General features: G+C 69.2%; 18 protein-coding genes and 1 pseudogene. 11 read left to right on the plus strand and 8 right to left on the minus strand.

Going from position 1 to position 17,714, the window contains the following annotated elements:
- Positions 1 to 890: pseudogene (locus ADL05_RS31185) on the plus strand (hypothetical protein); the annotation flags it as partial.
- 629 nt (positions 891 to 1,519) lie between these two features.
- On the opposite strand, the gene ADL05_RS32160 reads toward ADL05_RS31185, so the two are convergent.
- Positions 1,520 to 1,654, minus strand: a complete 135-nt coding sequence (locus tag ADL05_RS32160; RefSeq protein WP_255351848.1) for a hypothetical protein — start codon at positions 1,652 to 1,654, stop codon at positions 1,520 to 1,522.
- 383 nt (positions 1,655 to 2,037) lie between these two features.
- Entirely contained in the window at positions 2,038 to 2,955 is a 918-nt protein-coding gene (locus ADL05_RS18410; protein ID WP_156365908.1) for a hypothetical protein, read from the minus strand.
- A gap of 220 nt (positions 2,956 to 3,175) precedes the next feature.
- On the opposite strand from ADL05_RS18410, the gene ADL05_RS18415 reads away from it, so the two are divergent.
- The 8 genes from ADL05_RS18415 to ADL05_RS18445 all read left to right on the plus strand — a co-directional run bounded on the left by ADL05_RS18415 (position 3,176) and on the right by ADL05_RS18445 (position 10,372).
- Positions 3,176 to 3,925: a hypothetical protein gene (locus ADL05_RS18415; protein WP_053618228.1), complete on the plus strand. Its 750-nt coding sequence runs from the start codon at positions 3,176 to 3,178 to the stop codon at positions 3,923 to 3,925.
- Between the two features lie 140 nt (positions 3,926 to 4,065).
- Positions 4,066 to 4,986, plus strand: a complete 921-nt coding sequence (locus ADL05_RS18420) for a hypothetical protein (protein ID WP_156365909.1) — start codon at positions 4,066 to 4,068, stop codon at positions 4,984 to 4,986.
- A 97-nt stretch (positions 4,987 to 5,083) separates the two neighbouring features.
- Complete coding sequence (locus tag ADL05_RS18425; protein WP_053618230.1) at positions 5,084 to 5,554, plus strand: hypothetical protein; 471 nt, start codon at positions 5,084 to 5,086, stop codon at positions 5,552 to 5,554.
- Between the two features lie 130 nt (positions 5,555 to 5,684).
- Complete coding sequence (locus ADL05_RS18430) at positions 5,685 to 7,328, plus strand: 3'-5' exonuclease (protein ID WP_197285846.1); 1,644 nt, start codon at positions 5,685 to 5,687, stop codon at positions 7,326 to 7,328.
- Between the two features lie 77 nt (positions 7,329 to 7,405).
- Positions 7,406 to 7,726: a hypothetical protein gene (locus ADL05_RS18435; RefSeq protein WP_053618232.1), complete on the plus strand. Its 321-nt coding sequence runs from the start codon at positions 7,406 to 7,408 to the stop codon at positions 7,724 to 7,726.
- Positions 7,727 to 8,073: 347 nt separating this feature from the next.
- Positions 8,074 to 9,012, plus strand: a complete 939-nt coding sequence (locus ADL05_RS18440) for a hypothetical protein (protein WP_053618233.1) — start codon at positions 8,074 to 8,076, stop codon at positions 9,010 to 9,012.
- A 575-nt stretch (positions 9,013 to 9,587) separates the two neighbouring features.
- Positions 9,588 to 9,722 carry a hypothetical protein gene (locus ADL05_RS32165; protein ID WP_255351849.1) on the plus strand — a complete coding sequence of 45 codons (135 nt, stop codon included), beginning with the start codon at positions 9,588 to 9,590 and terminating at the stop codon, positions 9,720 to 9,722.
- A gap of 170 nt (positions 9,723 to 9,892) precedes the next feature.
- Positions 9,893 to 10,372: a hypothetical protein gene (locus tag ADL05_RS18445; protein ID WP_053618234.1), complete on the plus strand. Its 480-nt coding sequence runs from the start codon at positions 9,893 to 9,895 to the stop codon at positions 10,370 to 10,372.
- Between the two features lie 58 nt (positions 10,373 to 10,430).
- Here ADL05_RS18445 and ADL05_RS18450 read toward each other — a convergent pair whose 3' ends face one another.
- Positions 10,431 to 11,099, minus strand: coding sequence for a hypothetical protein (locus ADL05_RS18450; protein WP_053618235.1), 669 nt, complete (start codon positions 11,097 to 11,099; stop codon positions 10,431 to 10,433).
- 230 nt (positions 11,100 to 11,329) lie between these two features.
- Here ADL05_RS18450 and ADL05_RS18455 point away from each other — a divergent pair, with 230 nt between their 5' ends.
- Positions 11,330 to 11,941, plus strand: a complete 612-nt coding sequence (locus ADL05_RS18455) for a hypothetical protein (protein ID WP_197285847.1) — start codon at positions 11,330 to 11,332, stop codon at positions 11,939 to 11,941.
- A gap of 270 nt (positions 11,942 to 12,211) precedes the next feature.
- Here the strand turns inward: ADL05_RS18455 and ADL05_RS18460 are convergent, their stop codons facing one another.
- From ADL05_RS18460 to ADL05_RS18470, 3 genes are all read right to left on the minus strand, one after another.
- Positions 12,212 to 12,523: a hypothetical protein gene (locus tag ADL05_RS18460; protein WP_053618236.1), complete on the minus strand. Its 312-nt coding sequence runs from the start codon at positions 12,521 to 12,523 to the stop codon at positions 12,212 to 12,214.
- Positions 12,524 to 12,649: 126 nt separating this feature from the next.
- Positions 12,650 to 13,963, minus strand: a complete 1,314-nt coding sequence (locus tag ADL05_RS18465; RefSeq protein ID WP_053618237.1) for a hypothetical protein — start codon at positions 13,961 to 13,963, stop codon at positions 12,650 to 12,652.
- A 14-nt stretch (positions 13,964 to 13,977) separates the two neighbouring features.
- Complete coding sequence (locus ADL05_RS18470; protein WP_156365912.1) at positions 13,978 to 14,721, minus strand: hypothetical protein; 744 nt, start codon at positions 14,719 to 14,721, stop codon at positions 13,978 to 13,980.
- A 223-nt stretch (positions 14,722 to 14,944) separates the two neighbouring features.
- On the opposite strand from ADL05_RS18470, the gene ADL05_RS18475 reads away from it, so the two are divergent.
- Positions 14,945 to 15,451 carry a hypothetical protein gene (locus tag ADL05_RS18475; protein WP_053618239.1) on the plus strand — a complete coding sequence of 169 codons (507 nt, stop codon included), beginning with the start codon at positions 14,945 to 14,947 and terminating at the stop codon, positions 15,449 to 15,451.
- 605 nt (positions 15,452 to 16,056) lie between these two features.
- Here the strand turns inward: ADL05_RS18475 and ADL05_RS30630 are convergent.
- Positions 16,057 to 16,755, minus strand: coding sequence for a hypothetical protein (locus ADL05_RS30630; RefSeq protein ID WP_156365913.1), 699 nt, complete (start codon positions 16,753 to 16,755; stop codon positions 16,057 to 16,059).
- Positions 16,756 to 17,201: 446 nt separating this feature from the next.
- The gene (locus tag ADL05_RS30635; protein WP_156365914.1) at positions 17,202 to 17,711 is read right to left on the minus strand and encodes a hypothetical protein; all 510 of its coding nucleotides are present in this window, start codon (positions 17,709 to 17,711) and stop codon (positions 17,202 to 17,204) included.
- Positions 17,712 to 17,714 lie beyond the last annotated feature (3 nt).

The raw sequence follows: 17,714 nt of genomic DNA on the forward strand, positions 1-17,714 counted from the left end.
CCGTGGCCACCGCCCGAGAACCCCTTACGGACCTGACCGCGGTCCTGGAGCGGGTGGGCACCGAGGTGGACGAACGCGCCGGCGCCGCCCTGGCCGAGGCCGAGCAGGACCGCGCGGCCAGAGCCGAAGCCGAAGGCCGGGCCCGGACCGCTGAAGCCGAGACCGCGGCGGCCCACCGCGGCCGCCAGAACGCCGAAGAGGAGCGGGACGAAGCCCGGGTCCAGGCCCGCGAAGCGGAAAGGGTCGCCGAACGGGCGCGGGGTGAGGCCGCCGACGACCGCCGCGCCGTCGCGGTGGCCCAGGGCGCGGCCGAGCGCCTGGAGCAGGAGAACGAGCGGCTGCTCGCCGAGGCGACCAAACTCCAGACGAGGGCCGACGCCGCGGCGGCACGGGCCGAGCGCGCCGAGGCCCGACACGAGACCGTGGCCAAGGAACGCGACCGGTTCCGTGACGAGCTACAGACTGAGCGGAAGGAATGGGCCACCGAGCGCACCCGGCTCACCGGCCAGGTCGAACAGCTGAGTGCCGACTACGCCGAGCGCCTGGATGAGCTCCAGCAGGCCCACACCGACGCCCAGGAGCGCACCGCCCGGGAGCACGCCGCGCAGATCGCCGACCTGCAGCGCCAGGCGGGCCGGGCCGAGCTACTCGCTGAGCAGCACACGCAGTTGCAGGAGGAGTGCCAGCTGCTGCGTCGGGGCCGAGGAGACGCACGGCGTGGGTTGCGGATAGCGGTGAGGGCACTGGACACGGGCGAGACCTCCCAGGAAGTGCGGGACATCCTTCAGCGCCACCTCGCCCGATCGGAGCCGACAGCAGAGGACACAGGGTCCCCCTCCACCGATGATGACGCCTCCGTGCCGCCGACCGGCGAGGAACGCCGCACGTGAGGCTGTAGTGCCTCGATCCCATACAGCCCTTATCGGCCAGGTGCTGGCGCTGTCCGAGAAGCGCCTTCGAGCTCGGCCTCGCCACCGGTGGCGAAACGTTTCCGCGTGCGGTCCGAGGCGCAGGCAAGCACAGAAATGCTGGTCCGAGGGCATACGGGTTCCAGGGGGCGTGGTCGACACCGTGCGAGGTGGTCGGAGTTCGCTGGGCCTGGTCGACCAACCTGGTCGACTGGTCGGAACCGGGCCCAGGTCGGGTACCGGTACGTGCATCCGGCCTGGTCAGAGCCCGGATCCAGCCTCATTGGCAGGCGGACCGGCGGCGATGGATCGCATAATGGTGGTCGAAGGACCCAACCCGTGGTCGAAGTCTGGTCGAACCAAACCGGAACCGGAATCAACCACGCAATCGCGGGACTCCGAAAGATCACCCGGAAGCCCAGCAGGAAAACCGAAAATGAAGAGATGGGCTAAACGAATCCGATAGGAATTAATTGCCGAATCAAGTAGCCGAAGTAGAAACCGGTGATGTTGTGGCCTATACTCAGACATGAAAACGGGGCCATGGTGCGCTCTTGGTCGGACGCAACACCACAGCCCCGCTCGTCCGGCGCGGGCCGCCAGCTGTACGTCTACAGCTGCGGCCCGTTGGCCGGGGGATCACCGAAGAACCTGGTCAGCCAGAGTACGAAGCGCACTCCAGCGAGCAGTGTCCTGATCACCTCGAAGACGACGGTCGCTCGCCGTCGCTCAGGTCGGTCACCCATAGTCCCTCCTCCGTGGAGCCGCCCGCGCCCCGTGTGGGCACGGGAATGGTCGCCTCCCGGGACAGCGACCCTTGCCGGGCCGTCGCGGAGGAAGAATTACAAGGTACCGCATCCTTCCCTGCTTGGTGGAATACCAAAGTGGGTCGGGGAAACATAAGGAACCTTCTGGGTCCATTCAGGGGCGGGCTGACCAGCGTATTTTCACCGTCGCGCCGGGAAGAATGTTTCCTTCAATCGCGACAGATGCTGACCTCGCCGGGCACCGCCCCCTGCCTGTGCCCGACCGCCAGCCCGTCGGCAACGGGATCGGCACGACCGTCCCACGCAGCCGGACCGGGGGTGACGGCTCGGTGAGCTCGCCGTCCCAGATGGCGGTGTGAGGGCTAGAGCTGGCGGGGGTCGGTCTCCTCTGTCTCCTTGGGGCGCCGGTATCCCTCGACGACCTCCCAGTGGCCGGGGTCAAGGACCCGGGCGACCTGTGCCAGCTCTCGGACCGTGTTTCGGGCGTGTTCGCCCTTGAACAGGTAGGTGGGACTGCTCCCTCCCATGGTCATGGAGGGGTAGTTGCCGCCGCTGAGCTGGCGCATGAGTGCGTACCAGGCGCCCAGGGGGCCGTCCACCTGCCCTGGAGAAGGGTTCTCAACGTCTGCGTCGCCGACCACCAGGGTCAGGAAGTATCCGCCACGCTCAGCGTGGTACGACTCGATCTCCTCGGGCGTATGGGTGCTCAGCATCTTAATCTCGTCCATGGCGTCGGCCAGGACCTTCTCCTCCTCCTGGTCCGACTCGTGCGGGGCCTCGTCCCCGGCTGTCCACCGCGGGGACTGGGCCTGGGCGATGGACTCCCGGCCGAGGCCGCCGTCGAGTCCGGATCCGTTGATGAACAGGTCCAGCACGGAGGCTTCGTCGAACACGCTCTGCTCGGCCAGGTGCTGCGTGTAGACCTCTTGGTCCACCGGACCCAACGCCAGATCCTGGCTGGGGCGCCACATCGGCCCGTTCTCGGTCAGCACGACTGCGGAGAGTACGCCTACGCGCTCGCGGACGACGCGCAAGGCCGAGAGCACGCCGCGGGCCGCGTGCGCGTCACGGACCGAGGTGTAGGTGGTGCCTTCGAGCTGCTCCCAGACCTGGTCGAGTTCCACGGTCCAGTGGACCATGTGCGTGACCAGCGCCAGCACCTGCGCCGGCGGTGCCGCCATCACGGAGAATCCGGCCGTCATCCGGGCGTGCTGGTAGGAGCCATAAGCGATTAGGAAGCGGCCCTCAGGGGTGGACGCGTCAGGGGTTGGTGCGCTCACGGACAACTCCATTCCAGGAGGATGGCCCTGCATTGTTGCAGATCAACCCCTGTGTGCAGAAGATCCTTCGTGGTGTGCGTCCTCTCGGTCCGCAGGCGCGCGGGCCCGGGCGGCGCTGGATCCTTCCCCCTAGCGCGGCACCGCTGGCGTGCCCGGCGCCGGGCGGGCACGCCTCCGGGCCGACTTTGACAAACTGTCAAAGTCCAGGAAGGTGGGCCTCATGGCTCCAGACGTCGAACCCGCCGAGCGACTGTCCGACCTGCTCGCACACCTCTACCACCTGCACGAAAACGCCCAAGACCCGCACTTGGAGCTGTGGCCCGACGGCGACGCGATCGGCGTGCTCGCCTACACCCGGGCTCACCACAGCGCCTTGCCCCCCGAGCAGGTGAGCCCGGCCCGCCGCGAGCAAATCCGGCTCCGGCTGAAGGTGACGGGCCTGCTCTACAGCCTGATCGACACCGAGCAACTCGGCGCCCTGGACCAGGCCCGCCCACCCGGCGCACGGCGCAGTGAGCACCTGCTGACCCTGACCGAACTTGCCGACGTGCTGGTGCTCGACACCCCGGGGGCCGTCAGCAAACGGCGGGACCGGCTCTACGCCGCACGGCACCACCGCCCGCGTACCCCCTGGCACGGACGCCAGCTGATGGCCGAGCGGGAGGCCCAGACGCGCCGGCGCGTGGTCGAGGTGGAGCAGGCCCGGCGCCATCACTCGCGGGTTCGGGCAGCAGCTCAAGAACTGCTGGGAGTGCGCCACGACCTCGTCTTGACCGAGGACGCGCAGGACTGGCTGCACGGCCTGATCCAGCTCCTGGAGGAGGATCCGCTGCGGCCTGATCAGATGCCCTCGTTGGCCGCCCACCTGTCCCTGGCTCTGGCAGAGCTCGGCGAGGACGCGGCTCGGTCTCCGGCCGCCGCCGGCGCGCTCGCTCGTGCCCGCGAGGCCCTGTCCTACCGGGATCGGTAGGTGGTCGACGAACTGGCGTCATGGGCCCGATTGCCGCCCAGCAACGTGGCGGACCTGCGCCCGGCTCACTCAACGGAGTTGCGGTGTCAGCTTTTTGCTGACAAACTTGTGTCAGCAAAAAGCTGACACGGAGGTCGTTCATGGAATGGCAGGGTCCTGGCCCGGCGAACGGGCACACCGCAACCGTCTACGCCCACACGGGCGAAGGCGGGGAACTCGTCCCCTGGGAACCCGGCGCGGCCACTGAGTACCGCAGAATCTGGCGCGCGCTCTGCTGCTGCGGGTGGCAGAGCGCCGACCACTACCACCCGCCTGAGCGCGCTCTCGTGCACGAGTGGGCCCGACACCTGCATCGTGAGGTCCCCGAGCTGCGCCTGCACGAGATCGCCGCCGAGTCCGACGATCGCGGTCCCCTCACCGCCGAGGTCCGCCTGCTGCGCAGCCAGGGCGTGAGCTGGGAGCGCATCGCCACCGCCGTCGGCAAGAAACGCCAGAGCGCCCACCGGCGCTGGCGCCACGTCGAAAAGGAGCTGGCCGCCATTCACAAGGACGGCCCCTCAGCCGACCTGGCACGCCTGCGCGGTGCCCTGTCCCACCTCGCCGCGGTGGTCGACGTCCACGACGATGCCCGCCCCGAGATCCAGACCCTCTACGGGATCGTCAACGCGGGCGAGCAGGTCGCCGCCGCACTGGCCCGCACCTCCGCGGACCCCTGGGCCGTGACCGACGACTTGTCCAACGCCGCCGCCCACCTGGAGGACGCGCTGCGCATGGCCCACCGGCAGGCCTCCGGCGCCCTCCAGGACGCCGTCATCACCGTGGACTCCGACCAGATTCTGGCCCGGGGAGGTCGCATCGAGCTGGTCCTGGATGAGGCCGACCGCGCCCCCGAAGAAGGCCCAGCGCACTTCGTCACGGCCCAGGCCTTCGACGCCGAGGACACCCATGTCGCCGCTGGGAGCGGGGACACCGCCTACGGGGCGCTGGCCACCCTCACCCCCCAGGACACCCCCAGCACGGTGCCGCTCGACTCCGTCGCCCCCCTCGACCCGCCGTGGTGACCTTGGTCGAGTCCACGGCTACCGAACGATTCCCGACTATGGCTGCTGACCCGTTCCTACCGCACCGACACACCGACCATCACGTTGGAGGACACCGATGAGCGACCTCGAGGACGCCAAAGACCAGGTGCGCTCGGCCACGAGCGGCGTGACCTGGGGAGGGTTCTGCGACACCCTCGCCGACTGCGCGCGCTACGACGCCGACCTCGACTCCCTGCAGGCCGCCCTCAACGAGGCCCGCGCGGCCGTGGCCGAGGCCCGGATCCGCGCTGCGGTCTGGGGCCTGTGGGACGACGCGATGGCCGCCGCAGGGGTGGCCGTACGTCCAGGCGATCACGAGAAGGTCCACGAGATGCTCACCGAAGGACTGGCCGAGGCCCAGGACGGCGACCGAGGGGCCCTACTGCACGCCACGAGCGGGATCACGGACCTGGTCATGAACCGGCACGCCGAGGAACAGGGCTTCGTCGGCGATCCCGACGACCCCCGGTGGGACACCGGATCTGACCGCGGCGACCAGGTCCTGGGCGTACTTCTGGATGCCGTGCGCGGACCGGCCCAGGCGTGACCGCTCGGAAGCCCCGACCAACGCTGACCGTGCTCCACAAGCACGCCACCTGAGAACGGGTGGGACGCCTATCCCGTCAAGAACCGGCGCCCCACCCCTGTCGCAGATCACCACGACTAGGAGAAAGCGTATGTCACAGACTTCACCCAAACCGGACCGGGCCCGCGCCCCCAAGGACTTCGGGCCAGTACAGGCCGCAAGGGCAGCCGGAATCGACAACTGGGAAGGTGGCCTCCGCCACGGCCTGATCCCGCCCGGGGACGTGGCCGAGCGCCGGTGGTCGGCCACGGTCGTGGACAGCCTCGCGGCCCGGGCTCTGGAGCGCAACGACGCTATCCGTGACCGTGTGAGCGCCGAGGCGGAACTGCGCCGCGAGCGCGGCCCCGAGCAGCTGGGCGCCAACCGCTTCGCCGGCCTGCTGGCCGAGTCCACTGGCGTGGACGTCGCCCGCGCCGACGTCGAAGAACTGGTGGAGCGCGGGATCCTGGAAGCGGTCGACGAGTACAAGGGATGGCCGCTCTACGACGTGGCCGCCGCCCAGGAACTGGACACCGACACCGTCGCAGAGATCGTCCGTGAGCGTCAGGAGTGGGTGGCCGCGAGCCTGCCCGCGCCTGAGACCGCACAGCGGCTGGGGTGGCGGCAGCGCGAGTTCGAGCGCGTCGCCGCCGACCTGGACCTGGCACCGGGCCGGTTCGACCGGTGGGCGCTGTGCACCCTGGACCGGTTGGCGAGCGACGACAAGCTGTGCGCGCAGGTGCTCGCCGACCGCACCCTGGGACCGGACCAGTCGGCCGAGCACCTGGGTATCCGGCGCCTGGACTTCGACTACCTGGTCGCCGGTGGCCTGGTCGAGCCGTGCGACGTGGCCTACAAGACGGTCAGCCGGTGGAACCGGGTCGAGATCGACCTGTTCCGTACCGGGGACCTGGACGAGCTGGCAGCGGACACCACCCTGCCCTGGGCGGACCTGCACGCGGTGACTCCCGGCGACCGCTCGCCCCTGCGCGACCTCGTCGCCGGCCTGCCCACCACACGCGCCCAGCTCGTGCACGCCTTCACTCGCCGCCTGAGCGACGAGCACGGCATCGAGGTCTGGCCCCGTTGGGTCGCAGGCCCCAACGTGTGGGCCATCGACTGGGAACAGCTGCCCGATGGCACTCCGACGCTGAAGCAGGTCAAGGCCAAGCTCGCCGCCGATCCAGCCGCTGTGCACACCGACGACATCGAGCTGTCCACCGCGGTCGGCCGGATCATCCGGTGGGCCCGGTGGGCGGTCGAGCCGGGCCACGCGGTCGTGGTGGATGTGGAGACCACCGGCCTGGACGGCGCGATCATCGAGATCGCCGTGGTCGACGCGGCCACCGGCGCGGTGCTGTTCCACAGCCTGGTCCACCCTGGAGACATCGCCATCACCGCCCAGGCCGGTGCCGTGCATGGCATCAGCGACGCCGACCTGGAAGGTGCCCCCACCTGGGCGGAGATATGGCCGAAGGTGGAAGCAGCCATCGACGACCGCCAGATCATTGCCTACAACGCCCCCTTCGACCGGGGTCGGGCGCTCTTCGACTGCTCCCGGTACGGCATCGACCCCGGCCGCCTGGCCAAGGACGAGGCCTGGGCGTGCGCGATGGCCGCGCGCAGCGACTACCTGCGGGTGAGCCGCTGGATCCCCCTGGGCGGCGACCACCGGGCGGTCGGAGATGCCCACGCCGCCCTGGAACTGGTGCGCACCTTCACCGCGGCGCCCGCGCGTACAACCCGCCGCCGCTGACCTGCTGCCTGCCCACTCGGGGGCCGTCGCCAGCGCGCGGCGGCCCCACCCATAACCCAAACGACGGGAGCCGCCCGATGATGACCACGATCCGTACTGCGCGCCGCCCGCGCCGCTGCGCTCACGACTGCGGCGTTCCCATCCGAGCCGGGGAGAAGGTCGCGCACACCGCGATCCCCCCGCGCAGCCACGCCGTGCTCTACAGCGACCAGTGGATCCACCTGGCCGCCCACGTCGGAACCTGCCCGGACGCCGACACCATGCCCGTCGCCGAGCTGGCCGCAGCCCGGGCCGAGATGGACGCCTACCTCCAGACGCGACTGGAGGAGTTGGAGGCTGCCGTCGCCGCACTGAATTCCCAGACTGCGGGCATCGGCAGAACCAGGAGCTTCGCCTGATCCCTGCACGGTCTCTCGGAGTCCGATTCCCCCACCCCTGCCCACAGCCACACCCGTAGCGATCCCGTGCAGCATCCGGGCCCGCACCCCGAGCATGCACCGGGTGCGGGCCCTTACCGCGCGCTACACTGCCCACAGCGGCCGAGCGCATCGGCCCAAGCCGCCCCGTGCCCATGACACGGGACACCAGGCAAAGGTGCCCGGACCAACCGGTCCGGCTCAGCCGCACCAGGCGCAGCCGCCGCTTCACCTCGCGTGGACCGGCCCCTCCAGCACGTTCTCCCGACGGCCGTACACCTCACGCGCGCCGCGGGTCATGGGACCGCCGCGCCGAGACGAGGCCCGTCGTGCCGAAGGACCACGCCCGAAAGAACGCCGCCCGCCGCGCCCAGCAGCGAACCGGAGCCGCCTACACCAGCGCCAACGCGGCCACCACCCACACCCACCCCGCCCCGGACCTCGCCTCGCTCGCTGACCTGCCCTACACCCGGGGACACCGCATCGAACTGGACCGGGCCACCGCGTTGGTCGGCGCCGCCCGCGCCGGGTGCGGCCCCTGCCTGGACACTCTGATCCCGCAGGTGGCCGACTCGGCCGCCACGGTGGCCGCCCTGGCCGGCGGCGCACTGGGCATCTTGCCCCCCGTGCTCGCAGCGGCCCTGCCCGACCCCGCCCGCGCGTGGGTGCGTGTCCTGCACGAGCAGGCCGACGATGCCGCCCCGGTGCACGTGCTGAGCCTGATGCCCGCCGACCACCGGCGCGACCTCCTGGAGACCACTGTGGACTTCTGGGCAGCCGGAGCCGCCCAGCCTCCCGTGTTCGAGACGATCACCCTGGACGAGCCCGACGACGGCAGCGACCCGGTGTACGGGGTGACGCTCTCCGAGCTGGAGGCGACCGGCCCGCAGGGCTCCCAGCGGCTGCCCATGCTCATCCTCAACCCCCAGAGCGGCGACGCCGGGCTGGAGGATCTCCTGCACCGTTGCGGCCTGCCCGTCTGGGACGCCACCACCCTGCCGCCGGCGGACGCCCGGTGGCGGGTGCGCTTCGATATCGCCACCCGCTCCCTGGAGGGCATCGCCCACATCGACGCCGACGGGTTCGACGACATCAGCCTCTTCCAGGCGGCCGAGCAGGTGACCTTGCCCGACCACTGGTGGGACCTGGTCGATACGACCGAGACCGTCCTGCTCTGCGGCCCCCTGAAGGACGCGACGCCGCCGGAAGAAGCCTTGGCCGACGGGGTTGCCCTGGCCGGTGTCCGGGCCCGCGCCCGATTCCTGTGAGAGGACGGTCAACGTGGGATGGATCGAAACCGCCCCTGACGGGCAGCACATCGAGCACGAGCACCTGCTCACCGACCCCGCCGCCACAGGGCAGGTCCTCGACAGCGACATCGAACAGTGGCTCGCCAACGGCGCGCCGGGCGCCGCCGGGCTGCGCACCGGCTGTTCGTGCGGGTGGGTCGACCCCGCGCCCGCCCCACCGCGCCTGCCCGCGCAGGCGGTGGGCTGGGACCGCGTGGCGGCCGCCCGCGAGCACGGCCAACGCCTGGGAGACCACCTGCTGGACCCGGGCCCGCCCCCGGTCGTGGACGCCTGGATGGACCACTATCTGCACACCTGGTGGGGACACCTGGCGAGGGAGGTGCCCGGCACCAACGCCGACCAGCCTCTCAACAGGACCCTCGCGGCCGTGGCAGGGCTGTTGGGAGAGGCGGAGGAGCACCCCACGGCGGCCCTGCACGCCCTACGCCAGATCGAGGTGGCCATCCGGCAGGCACGCCTACTCGCTGAGGCCGCCGCGCACCGCCCGCGGCGGCCCTGCAGCGGCCTCAGAGCGCGCTCGGGTCAAGATCCGCATGCGCGGAGAGCAAGAGGACGTCGCTGCCCGCGTGGACGCCATCCGGCAGGGGAAGCTCCTCGACCTGTCCACTGGCCGCCCCGCACCCCGCGCGGGCTTCGTGGACGTCTACGCCGTCGCCGCCGTGCCGTAGAACGAGCCGAGCCCGCTGATCACCGGGGCCCGAGTCCTAAGGTCGGACCCGGGCCCCGGCCGCAAGCGAGGGCGGAAGCCGCATACACCCAAAAGGGATATTGGCAGCTCAAAGGGTCCTCTTTTGGGATTCCGCCGCCTGACAGGCGATGGTCTCCCTAACATCGCCTCGTGCTGAATACCCTCATCCCGCGCCGTTATGGCGCCGCCCTGGCAATCTCGCTCGCCCTGGTCCTGTCCGGCTGCACAGACACTCCGGCCGAACACGGCGAACGCCTCAGCAGAGCAGCGGGTACTGCCTCGATCACTATCGTGTTGCCCCTGGGGCTGTGGGAGCAGACCAAGCCCGAGTACAGCGGGAGCGAGCTGCGTGAGCTGGAGCCGACTCCGTTGGAGGGCGAGGAAGGCGACCGCGGTCTGGTGCGCGTCAACTTGACCGGTACCCAGCTCGTCGAGTACCTGGATGACCTTGACCGTGACGCTCACACTGTGGGTCTCGCGGCCAGCGCCACCGACGAAGAGCAGGCAGCGGCCGCCCGGGTCTACACCGCGATCTCGGAGGTGGTGGACCAGATCAGCCCTCGCCGGAGCGAGGACGATCCCGCACCTGAGGTGATCATCGACGACACCGTGGGCGAGGACGCGCCGTAGGAACCGTGTCCTGGTTGGCCAGAGCTGGCATAGCGGCGGGGCCCGGACGCGCGGCAGGCTAGTGCGCTCCGGGTTGCTCTCCTTCTCCAGCCAGGTCGGAAGGCTCGGGTAGGTGTTCCACACTCACGCGCGTCCACCGACGCGCGGCACGTCGCGCCGCGGGCTCGGCGGCACGCTGCGCGGTGAAGGCGTCGATAGCCGCGAACCCCTCCTCCACGCTCATCTGCGACGTGTCGGGGGCATCAGCGGGGAGCACATAGACGTTGGTGCGGGAGTGCCAGTGCTGCAGCGCCGCGTCCTCCAGTTCCACGAGCTGCTGGCTGACTTCCTCTACGGTCTGCTTGGTCTGCAACGCCAACAGCCGCAGACACGTCCACCCATGCTCCCGGGGCACCTTCACGCCTTCCCCGACGATACGGAACGGCCATCGCGCCACGACGTCGCGAGACTTCTCGCTCACACCCGCCTGCTCCACCTCCAACCACGTGCGGGCCGGCGAGTGTGCCAGAACCCGCTGCTCGCCGCTGGCGAGATCGTGATGGGTGTGGGCAGGTGGCATGGGCAGGTGCTCGGCCAGCGTGTCCACATCGATCGGGCCCTGACGCAGTGCCCCGAAGTCGATGGGGAAGTCGTAAGCGTTGGCGTGGGAGCGGCGGACCGCGGCGAGCTGTGCCCTCTTCTTCCGGGTGTCCTTGGCACTCGTGGACTTGGTCTTCTTCTTGGCCATGTTGCCTCCTGCCGGGGCGATCGGATGGGGCCATGCTGGCACGTTCTCGGTCACCGATCAGGCGATCGGCCAGATCAGGGAACCTGCATAGGGGGTACAGGAGGGATATGACGAGCCGGAAGCCCTCTGGGGTGGCACAGGTAGAGCTGTCTGCGCTACCGCGCAGGCCGCGGGGGTGTCCGGAGGAGGTGCAGCGCAGCCGGGCCCGGTTCGTGGCCACGCACCGGTCGGTGTCGGAGCTCTTCGCCACTTTCAACGAGCAGCGCGCCGCACAAAAGAACCCGCAGGGGTCCATATCTGAGAAGCACCGGGACCTGGCCCGCGCTGCCATCGTCTTCACCGCAGCGGGCGTGGACGCCTGTCTGCGGACGCTGTTGCGTGATGCTCTGGAAACACTGCTGCGCGAAGAAGGTTCTGCACACAGTGCGTTCAAGGGGTACGTCTTCAAGCGTGACGGGCGGTTCGATGGCGACCTGGACAAGGACGTCAAGGACGCCATCGCCGCTATCGATCCCCGTGCCGAGTTGATCGCGCTGTATGTCGAAGACCTCACCAAGGGGAGCATCCAGGGCTCAACACAGCTCGGTCGGTGCCGCAAAGCTCTCGGGATCGACAGTGGTGCGTTGACAGATGAAGAGCTTGAGAAGCATGACGACTTCTTCTGCGTACGCAATCAGGTCGCCCACGAACTCGACCTGATCGACCCCTCGGGCAAGGGCAGTCGGGGACGCCAGCGCCGTGACGTGGCTGTGGTGGGGCGCCAGTGCGACGAGGCTCTGCTTCTCGTGCACGAGTTCATCAAGGCCACGGCCAGGAAGGTGCAGGCAGTTCACCACTCCTGAGCGGCACGGCGGGGCCGCAACGCCGCGGCGGTGGACAGATCTTCGTCCATCACTGCTCGCCCGTCAGCGTCATTCGTTTCATCGCCTCATCAGGCATGGGCGGATGAGGTATGCCGTGCACCCGCCAGGACCACCAGTGGGGCCATCCCAAGGCCTGGGCCAGCACCGAGTACTGGCCGGGAGGAAAGCGCACATGCACATGTGCTCGGCCGTGGTCCCAGTGCGGGTCGGATCCCACACGGCGGAAGTCGTCGGGGGACACAGGACGCCTCATACCTCCTCAGCGGTCTCGGCCACGGCCTTGAGAGCACGGAGCCGCTTCACGTTGGCGATGCAGGCGGCGACCATCACTCCGCCCATCGCGGCGAAGAGCGCGGCTGCCAGCACCAGGAACAGAACGCGGGCCGGGCCGGAAGCGACCAGACCTATGCCTGTGGCGATCTGGGCCACGCCGATCATGAGGATGGCCGCATTGAACCACCGGTCTGACCCCTCAGGCAGAAGCACACCCGGCTTTCGCCAGTTCACGATGGCCAGGACGGACACAACGAGGCCGAGGAAAAGGGAGAACACCCAGGTCATGGTTGCTCCTCCCGTTCAGCCGGAACGAGCGTCATACGGAGGTCTCCATCCTCGATCGTCGAAGCGGCTCGCAGACCGCGCTCTGCGCCATCGTGCCCGAGTGGTACGACAGGGGCCAGGTGCCGCTCACACGCTCACTCGCCCGGTCACGGTCGTGCGGTGGACGCAGAGCAACGCTTCCCAGGCCCGGGCCAGAGAGGGGATCCGGTGCAGCCCAGCGGTGGCGGCCTCCTCCAGCGTCACCAGCCGTTCCAAGGCGCGCCCCAGGCGCGCCTGGTCGGCCTCCTCCACGGCGTCGACCAGGTCGGTGCACACCCGGTGCAGCGCGTCGTGGTTGAGCGGGCTTGGATCTGCTGCCAGCGCTGGGCGCAGCGCGGCCACCAACGCCGCAAGCTGCGGTGCGAGCGCGGGATCCGGTTCATCGGTTGGACGTGCTGGGACCGTGTCGACCGTCTTCTTCGCCGGGGGCAGGGGAGGATCCCAGCTCGCCCAGTCCCGGACCGTCGGCGCGGTCGTAGGCGGGGAAGCAGCAGAGGTGGTGGCCACGGCTGAGGCCAGGTAGGCCTCGGCGCCGGTGAGCAGCACCAGGCGGGACAACGCGTTGGTGCGTGCCAGCTCGGCGGCTGTGGCCACTTGGTCGTGCCCGGCCCCGGTGGGAAGGCCCAGCGCGGCCGCCATGGTGGCCGGGTCGTGGTCGGCCCACAGGGTGTCCGCGTCGGCCTCGGTCAGCACGGGGTAGGTGGTGGCGGCCTGGTTGCACACCCGGCCGACCTGGGCGGCGGCCGTGCGCGCGTCGGTGTCGGGCACGCGGGCGCCGTCAACGGTGTCGGTGCCGGTCAGGATGCGCAGGGCCAGGGGGGCGACGACCTCCAGCAGCGTGGCGGCGCCCGGGCCGGTCAGTAGCGGTACCGGCCAACGCCACACGCGCCCCGTCAGGGTGCCGGTCGCGGGTGCGGCACCCTGGTGGGCGAAGGAGACCTTGCCGGTGGGCAGGTGCAGCTCTAGGACCACCGGGCGCAGTCGGCCCTGGGGGTCGCGGTCGACCAGGGCAAGCAGGCCCGCGCCGGGCCGGTCCAGGTGCACCTGGTGATGGGGGTAGCGGCCCTGAACGGTGCGCAGGCTCACCCCTACACGGTCGGCAAGCTGCTGCGGCTCCATCCCGGCGGCGCGGGCGGCGCTGCCCGCAGCCACTTCCACCACCCGGGCCTGGTCGGCCAGGGCGCGGGCAGCGGCGGCGAGGTCGGCCAGGCTTTCAGGATCGGTCAGATGAGCTCGGCGCACCGCGGCTCGGGCGACGGCCGGGCTCAGCTCCCCGGCGGGCGTGGTGCGGGCCAGGGCGACCAGCGTGTCGGCGTGCTCGTCCTGGGGGTGGAGGGGGGAAGCCGTGGTGCGGGTTTTGCCTGCCCCGCCGGGCCGCGGGGTGGTCGGGTCAATGTCCACGCCAGTCTCCTGCGTCAGTGGGCACGCGTCAGCGCGCGGTGGGTCAGTGCGCAGACAGCGACGGCGACAGCCAGCGAGGTCAGCGACCAGCCCAGGCGCACGTCCGGCGTCCCCGAGGTCAGGGCGTAGGTGGCTGCGGGGGGGACCGCGACCAGGACGATCACCGCAAGCCATCCCATCAGGCCACGCACTCCGAACAGTAGATCGCCTGCCAGCTTCAACCAGGCGGGGGGACGGAGACCGCTGGCGTGGCTTATCACCTGCCTGGCCCAGGCGTCGAACGCGGCGTCATTGAGCCGGGGTCTGCGGGTGCGCACGTTGGCCACGATCAGGACCAAGGTCAGAGCACGAGCTCGGTAGGGGTCGACCGTACGCATCAGGTGGCGCAGCCCGCCGGGGCCGTGGTCGCACCAGGTGGTGACCAGGTGGGTGGTCTGTTCGGCCAGAGGCGCGGAGTCCTCCAGCGGTGCGGGGTCACCGGCAGCGCGGCCGGGTGTGGTCCGGCCGTGGAGGCGGCCGCAGAGCAGGATGGTCGCCGCGATGGCGGCCCGCTGCCAGCGCAGGTGGGCGGGGCCGGGCAGATCGTGGGCCAGCCGGTCCAGGGCCGCGAAGTCCAGGGTCCGTTCGCTGGCGGCTACCGCGGGCACCACGACCTGTTGGGCGCGGGCGATGGCGTCAGTGCTCAGGGCGTCGGAGAGCATGGGGTCCATCCTGCCACCAGCGCCAGCGTCGCGCGGGTACTTGCGTGAAGCTGCCATTCGCTCCCTGGTGCGCATTCGCCTGCACCCGGCGGTCATTGGGTGGAGGACGCGCACGGCCGTGCGGCGCAGGGTGTTCGGTCCTTAGTGACGTGAGCGCGTGCGGGGTTGCGGTTCGGTGAACCTTCTGCGGTCCTGACCGGAGCCCGGCTACCGTGTCCGCGACCCTCACCCCACCGTTCAGAAGGTCGCCGACGACTTCGATCGAGAGGACACCGAGCCCGTGACCCGTACCTGGGGCACCCCGCCCAAGCCGACGGCTGTGGACCACCCCGAGAAGGTCGCTGAAGCGGACGCGCGCACAGGGACACAGCGCTGCCCGATCGGGTGCGTGGCTATCGAGAACGCGCGGGGCGAGAGCTCCTCCACCGACTCGCACTCCTTCATCTGCCACGGGTGCGACGGCCCGGTGTGCATAGGGTGCCGGAGCACGCCTGTCACCGTGGGGGGAATGTTCTGCACCTGGTGCTGCAACGCCCACGATGACTTCTACTCCGGGCTCAGCGACGACGTGGAGGTAGCCTCCGAGGAACCGATAACCGCCGGGCAGATGCGGGCGATCCTCGCGGGCGTGGGGGACGAGGTACCGCTCCTGGCTCTACGCGGGCCAGGACTCAAGACCCCGCCTCAGTTCTGGGACATCGTGGCCGTCCACTACGTCCTCCAGGGAAAGCCGCCTGAAGGTCCGAAGGCGCGCTTCGCCCTCCGACTCCGCCCGACCAACGGCTGAGGCCCAACCCGGGCGTCAGGACAGACTTGACACTCTCAGACCGAGACCGCCGAGGTCGCGGCTGGCGCCACGGGCCGTTCACGGCCGTGACGCTACTCGGCCTGTGTTCCGCCTGTCTGCTGCCGCGCCGGGCCCGCCTCACTGGCGGCGACGACCCGGCCTTTGCCCGGCACTGCGGTGACCAGGCCGACCCTTTCAGAGCCGAGTAGGCGGCCCGGGCGGTGTCGCGCGCACCCATGTGCGCCCAAACACCACCCTGTCAGGAGACGCGCAATAGGCTGCGAATGACGACGCCTCGGGCATCTCCACGCAGGTATCTGCGTATCCGAGGTGAAAGCGCAGACTCCTGCGCGTTCAGGCCCGCCATAAGGGGCGACTATGGCGGGCTGAGCGCGTCGGGCGGGTCCCGTGAGGCTCGGGGCGGGGTCTCGCGGACGGAAAACCTCCTCAGTGGTCCGTGGTCGACCGGCAGGGCCGTGTGCAGTGGGAGGCCCGAGCGACTCCGCGCTCGCCCGTGAGCGTGCGATCTGACGTGGACACGCCCAGGTCGAGTGTCTACGAAAATGGTCGGAGTCGGCGGCCGCCGTCTGGGCGCGAGAGTCGGTTCATCCGCCCAGGCCGGGGATCTGGTTGACGAAGTATCCGATCACCCCGCCCAGCACCAGCGTGATCGCACCGGTGATCGTGTTGGAGATGTAGACCACTCGATGATTTTCCCAGTGCGTCGGGCTTTCCGAGCGCGGCGCATTGATCAGCTTTGCCCCAGCGAGTTCGCTTGCTCGACCTTTCTGGGCCCTCATATATCCAAGAAGAGCACCGCCAACCGCGATACCAGCGGCAACCAACGGGACCACGCCTTGGTCAAGTACGTTTACGAAGATAGATACTGTGGCAATGAGAATGCCAGACGTAACCATCGCCGCCAGTTCTCTGTTAAAACTTGGGCGACTTCTGAGTCGACAGATGTCTTTGACCTGACCGGCTGCACCGCGCAATCCGTTATCAGGGGCCGTGAGATTGATTTTCGCTTCCCGGGGAGTGAGCGTGACCACTATGCGAAGATCACCCCTATGGCCGGAAACCGTGACACGTGTCAGAGCAACCACTTCGTTAGAACCGGCGTACGCGGAAAATCCTTCAGGCTCACGCGCCTTGGCGCCGCGGTCGTCATGGAATTCGATGAGGAAGTCATCACCGCACTCATCGGCGACGATCCTCGCGATCTGGACCAGGTCCTCTTGATAGAGCAAGGGATTGCCGAGGTCGATCGTCTCCTCGGGGGCGCGGCTGTACTCGATCGTCATGGGACTATCGTGGCCGCAACAGTTCCGCACGGCGAGCCCTCCGCTGAACCGTCGCAAGGGTGTTACGGTCCTCCGGTCGCCGCCGAATCGCCCGACTTCGTCGTCCTGCCCGCTCATACCCCTTCGGCCGGTGGCGCGCAAAGACTTGCGCACCACCAAGGCGACGAGGTGGTGACGCAAGAGGTTTCGCTTCGCAGGTCAGCGTGCGCAGAGGTGACCATCGACGACACCGGCACCGAGGAAGCCTGAGAGCGCTCCCTACTGCCCCGCGGCCGCCTGCGGGGCTTTCCCTGTTCCCCGCCGCGCTCTGGAGTAGCGGGTCGGCCCTCGCTGGTAGGCGGAGCCTGGAGGGGCCTGGGATGGTGCGCTGGCAGAACCCGCACCCCCACCCAGTCGCAGAATCACCCATGACAGCGAAGGAATCCGGGTTTCTGCGGAGGGATGCATCAGCGAGTTCTTCCTGTCTGGGCACCCGAAGCCCTCTGGGGAGTGGGTTTCGTTGGCTCCTGCGCTGGGGCGCGAGGAGTTGGTTTCTTGCTGGAAGTCAACGAGGGCATTTTCTTGCTGTTGGCATTCTTCACGAGCCGGTGCTCGGCTGACTTGTAAGCCTTGAAGCCTTTGCGTGGGCCAACGGCGACGATGACGATCACCTTTTTTCCGCGTACTTCTCCCTTCCTGAAAACGATGCGGTATCCGACATCGTCACCCAGCCCAGAGTTGGGGTCGCGGCCCTTTTCTCGGTTTCTAAGAAGTTTCGCCCCCATCTCTGGGCTGGTTAGGGGAACTTTCCTGCACCCCCTATCCTTGAATGATTTTCCGTGGAGGGGTTGCCCCTCTTCCTTTCCGGAAGCCAGCTCCTGAAGCTTGTATATGAAAGGCTCTTTCAGGTGCTCGGGGAGGTTCGGTATATCCCTCTCCTTCACCCCTTCGTAGAAGCCGAGTTCGTATTTTGGCACGGG

It is taken from the genome of Nocardiopsis sp. NRRL B-16309 (assembly GCF_001279585.1).
GTDB lineage: Bacteria > Actinomycetota > Actinomycetes > Streptosporangiales > Streptosporangiaceae > Nocardiopsis.

Excerpts from the sequence above, each read along its gene's own strand:
- ADL05_RS18435 (WP_053618232.1), top strand. The coding sequence starts at position 7,406 with ATGATGACCACGATCCGTACTGCGCGCCGCCCGCGCCGCTGCGCTCAC.
- ADL05_RS18415 (WP_053618228.1), top strand. The coding sequence starts at position 3,176 with ATGGCTCCAGACGTCGAACCCGCCGAGCGACTGTCCGACCTGCTCGCA.
- ADL05_RS18470 (WP_156365912.1), bottom strand. The coding sequence starts at position 14,721 with ATGGCAGCTTCACGCAAGTACCCGCGCGACGCTGGCGCTGGTGGCAGG.
- ADL05_RS30630 (WP_156365913.1), bottom strand. The coding sequence starts at position 16,755 with ATGACGATCGAGTACAGCCGCGCCCCCGAGGAGACGATCGACCTCGGC.
- ADL05_RS18420 (WP_156365909.1), top strand. The coding sequence starts at position 4,066 with ATGGAATGGCAGGGTCCTGGCCCGGCGAACGGGCACACCGCAACCGTC.
- ADL05_RS32165 (WP_255351849.1), top strand. The coding sequence starts at position 9,588 with ATGCGCGGAGAGCAAGAGGACGTCGCTGCCCGCGTGGACGCCATCCGG.
- ADL05_RS18425 (WP_053618230.1), top strand. The coding sequence starts at position 5,084 with ATGAGCGACCTCGAGGACGCCAAAGACCAGGTGCGCTCGGCCACGAGC.
- ADL05_RS18430 (WP_197285846.1), top strand. The coding sequence starts at position 5,685 with ATGTCACAGACTTCACCCAAACCGGACCGGGCCCGCGCCCCCAAGGAC.
- ADL05_RS32160 (WP_255351848.1), bottom strand. The coding sequence starts at position 1,654 with ATGGGTGACCGACCTGAGCGACGGCGAGCGACCGTCGTCTTCGAGGTG.
- ADL05_RS18450 (WP_053618235.1), bottom strand. The coding sequence starts at position 11,099 with ATGGCCAAGAAGAAGACCAAGTCCACGAGTGCCAAGGACACCCGGAAG.
- ADL05_RS18460 (WP_053618236.1), bottom strand. The coding sequence starts at position 12,523 with ATGACCTGGGTGTTCTCCCTTTTCCTCGGCCTCGTTGTGTCCGTCCTG.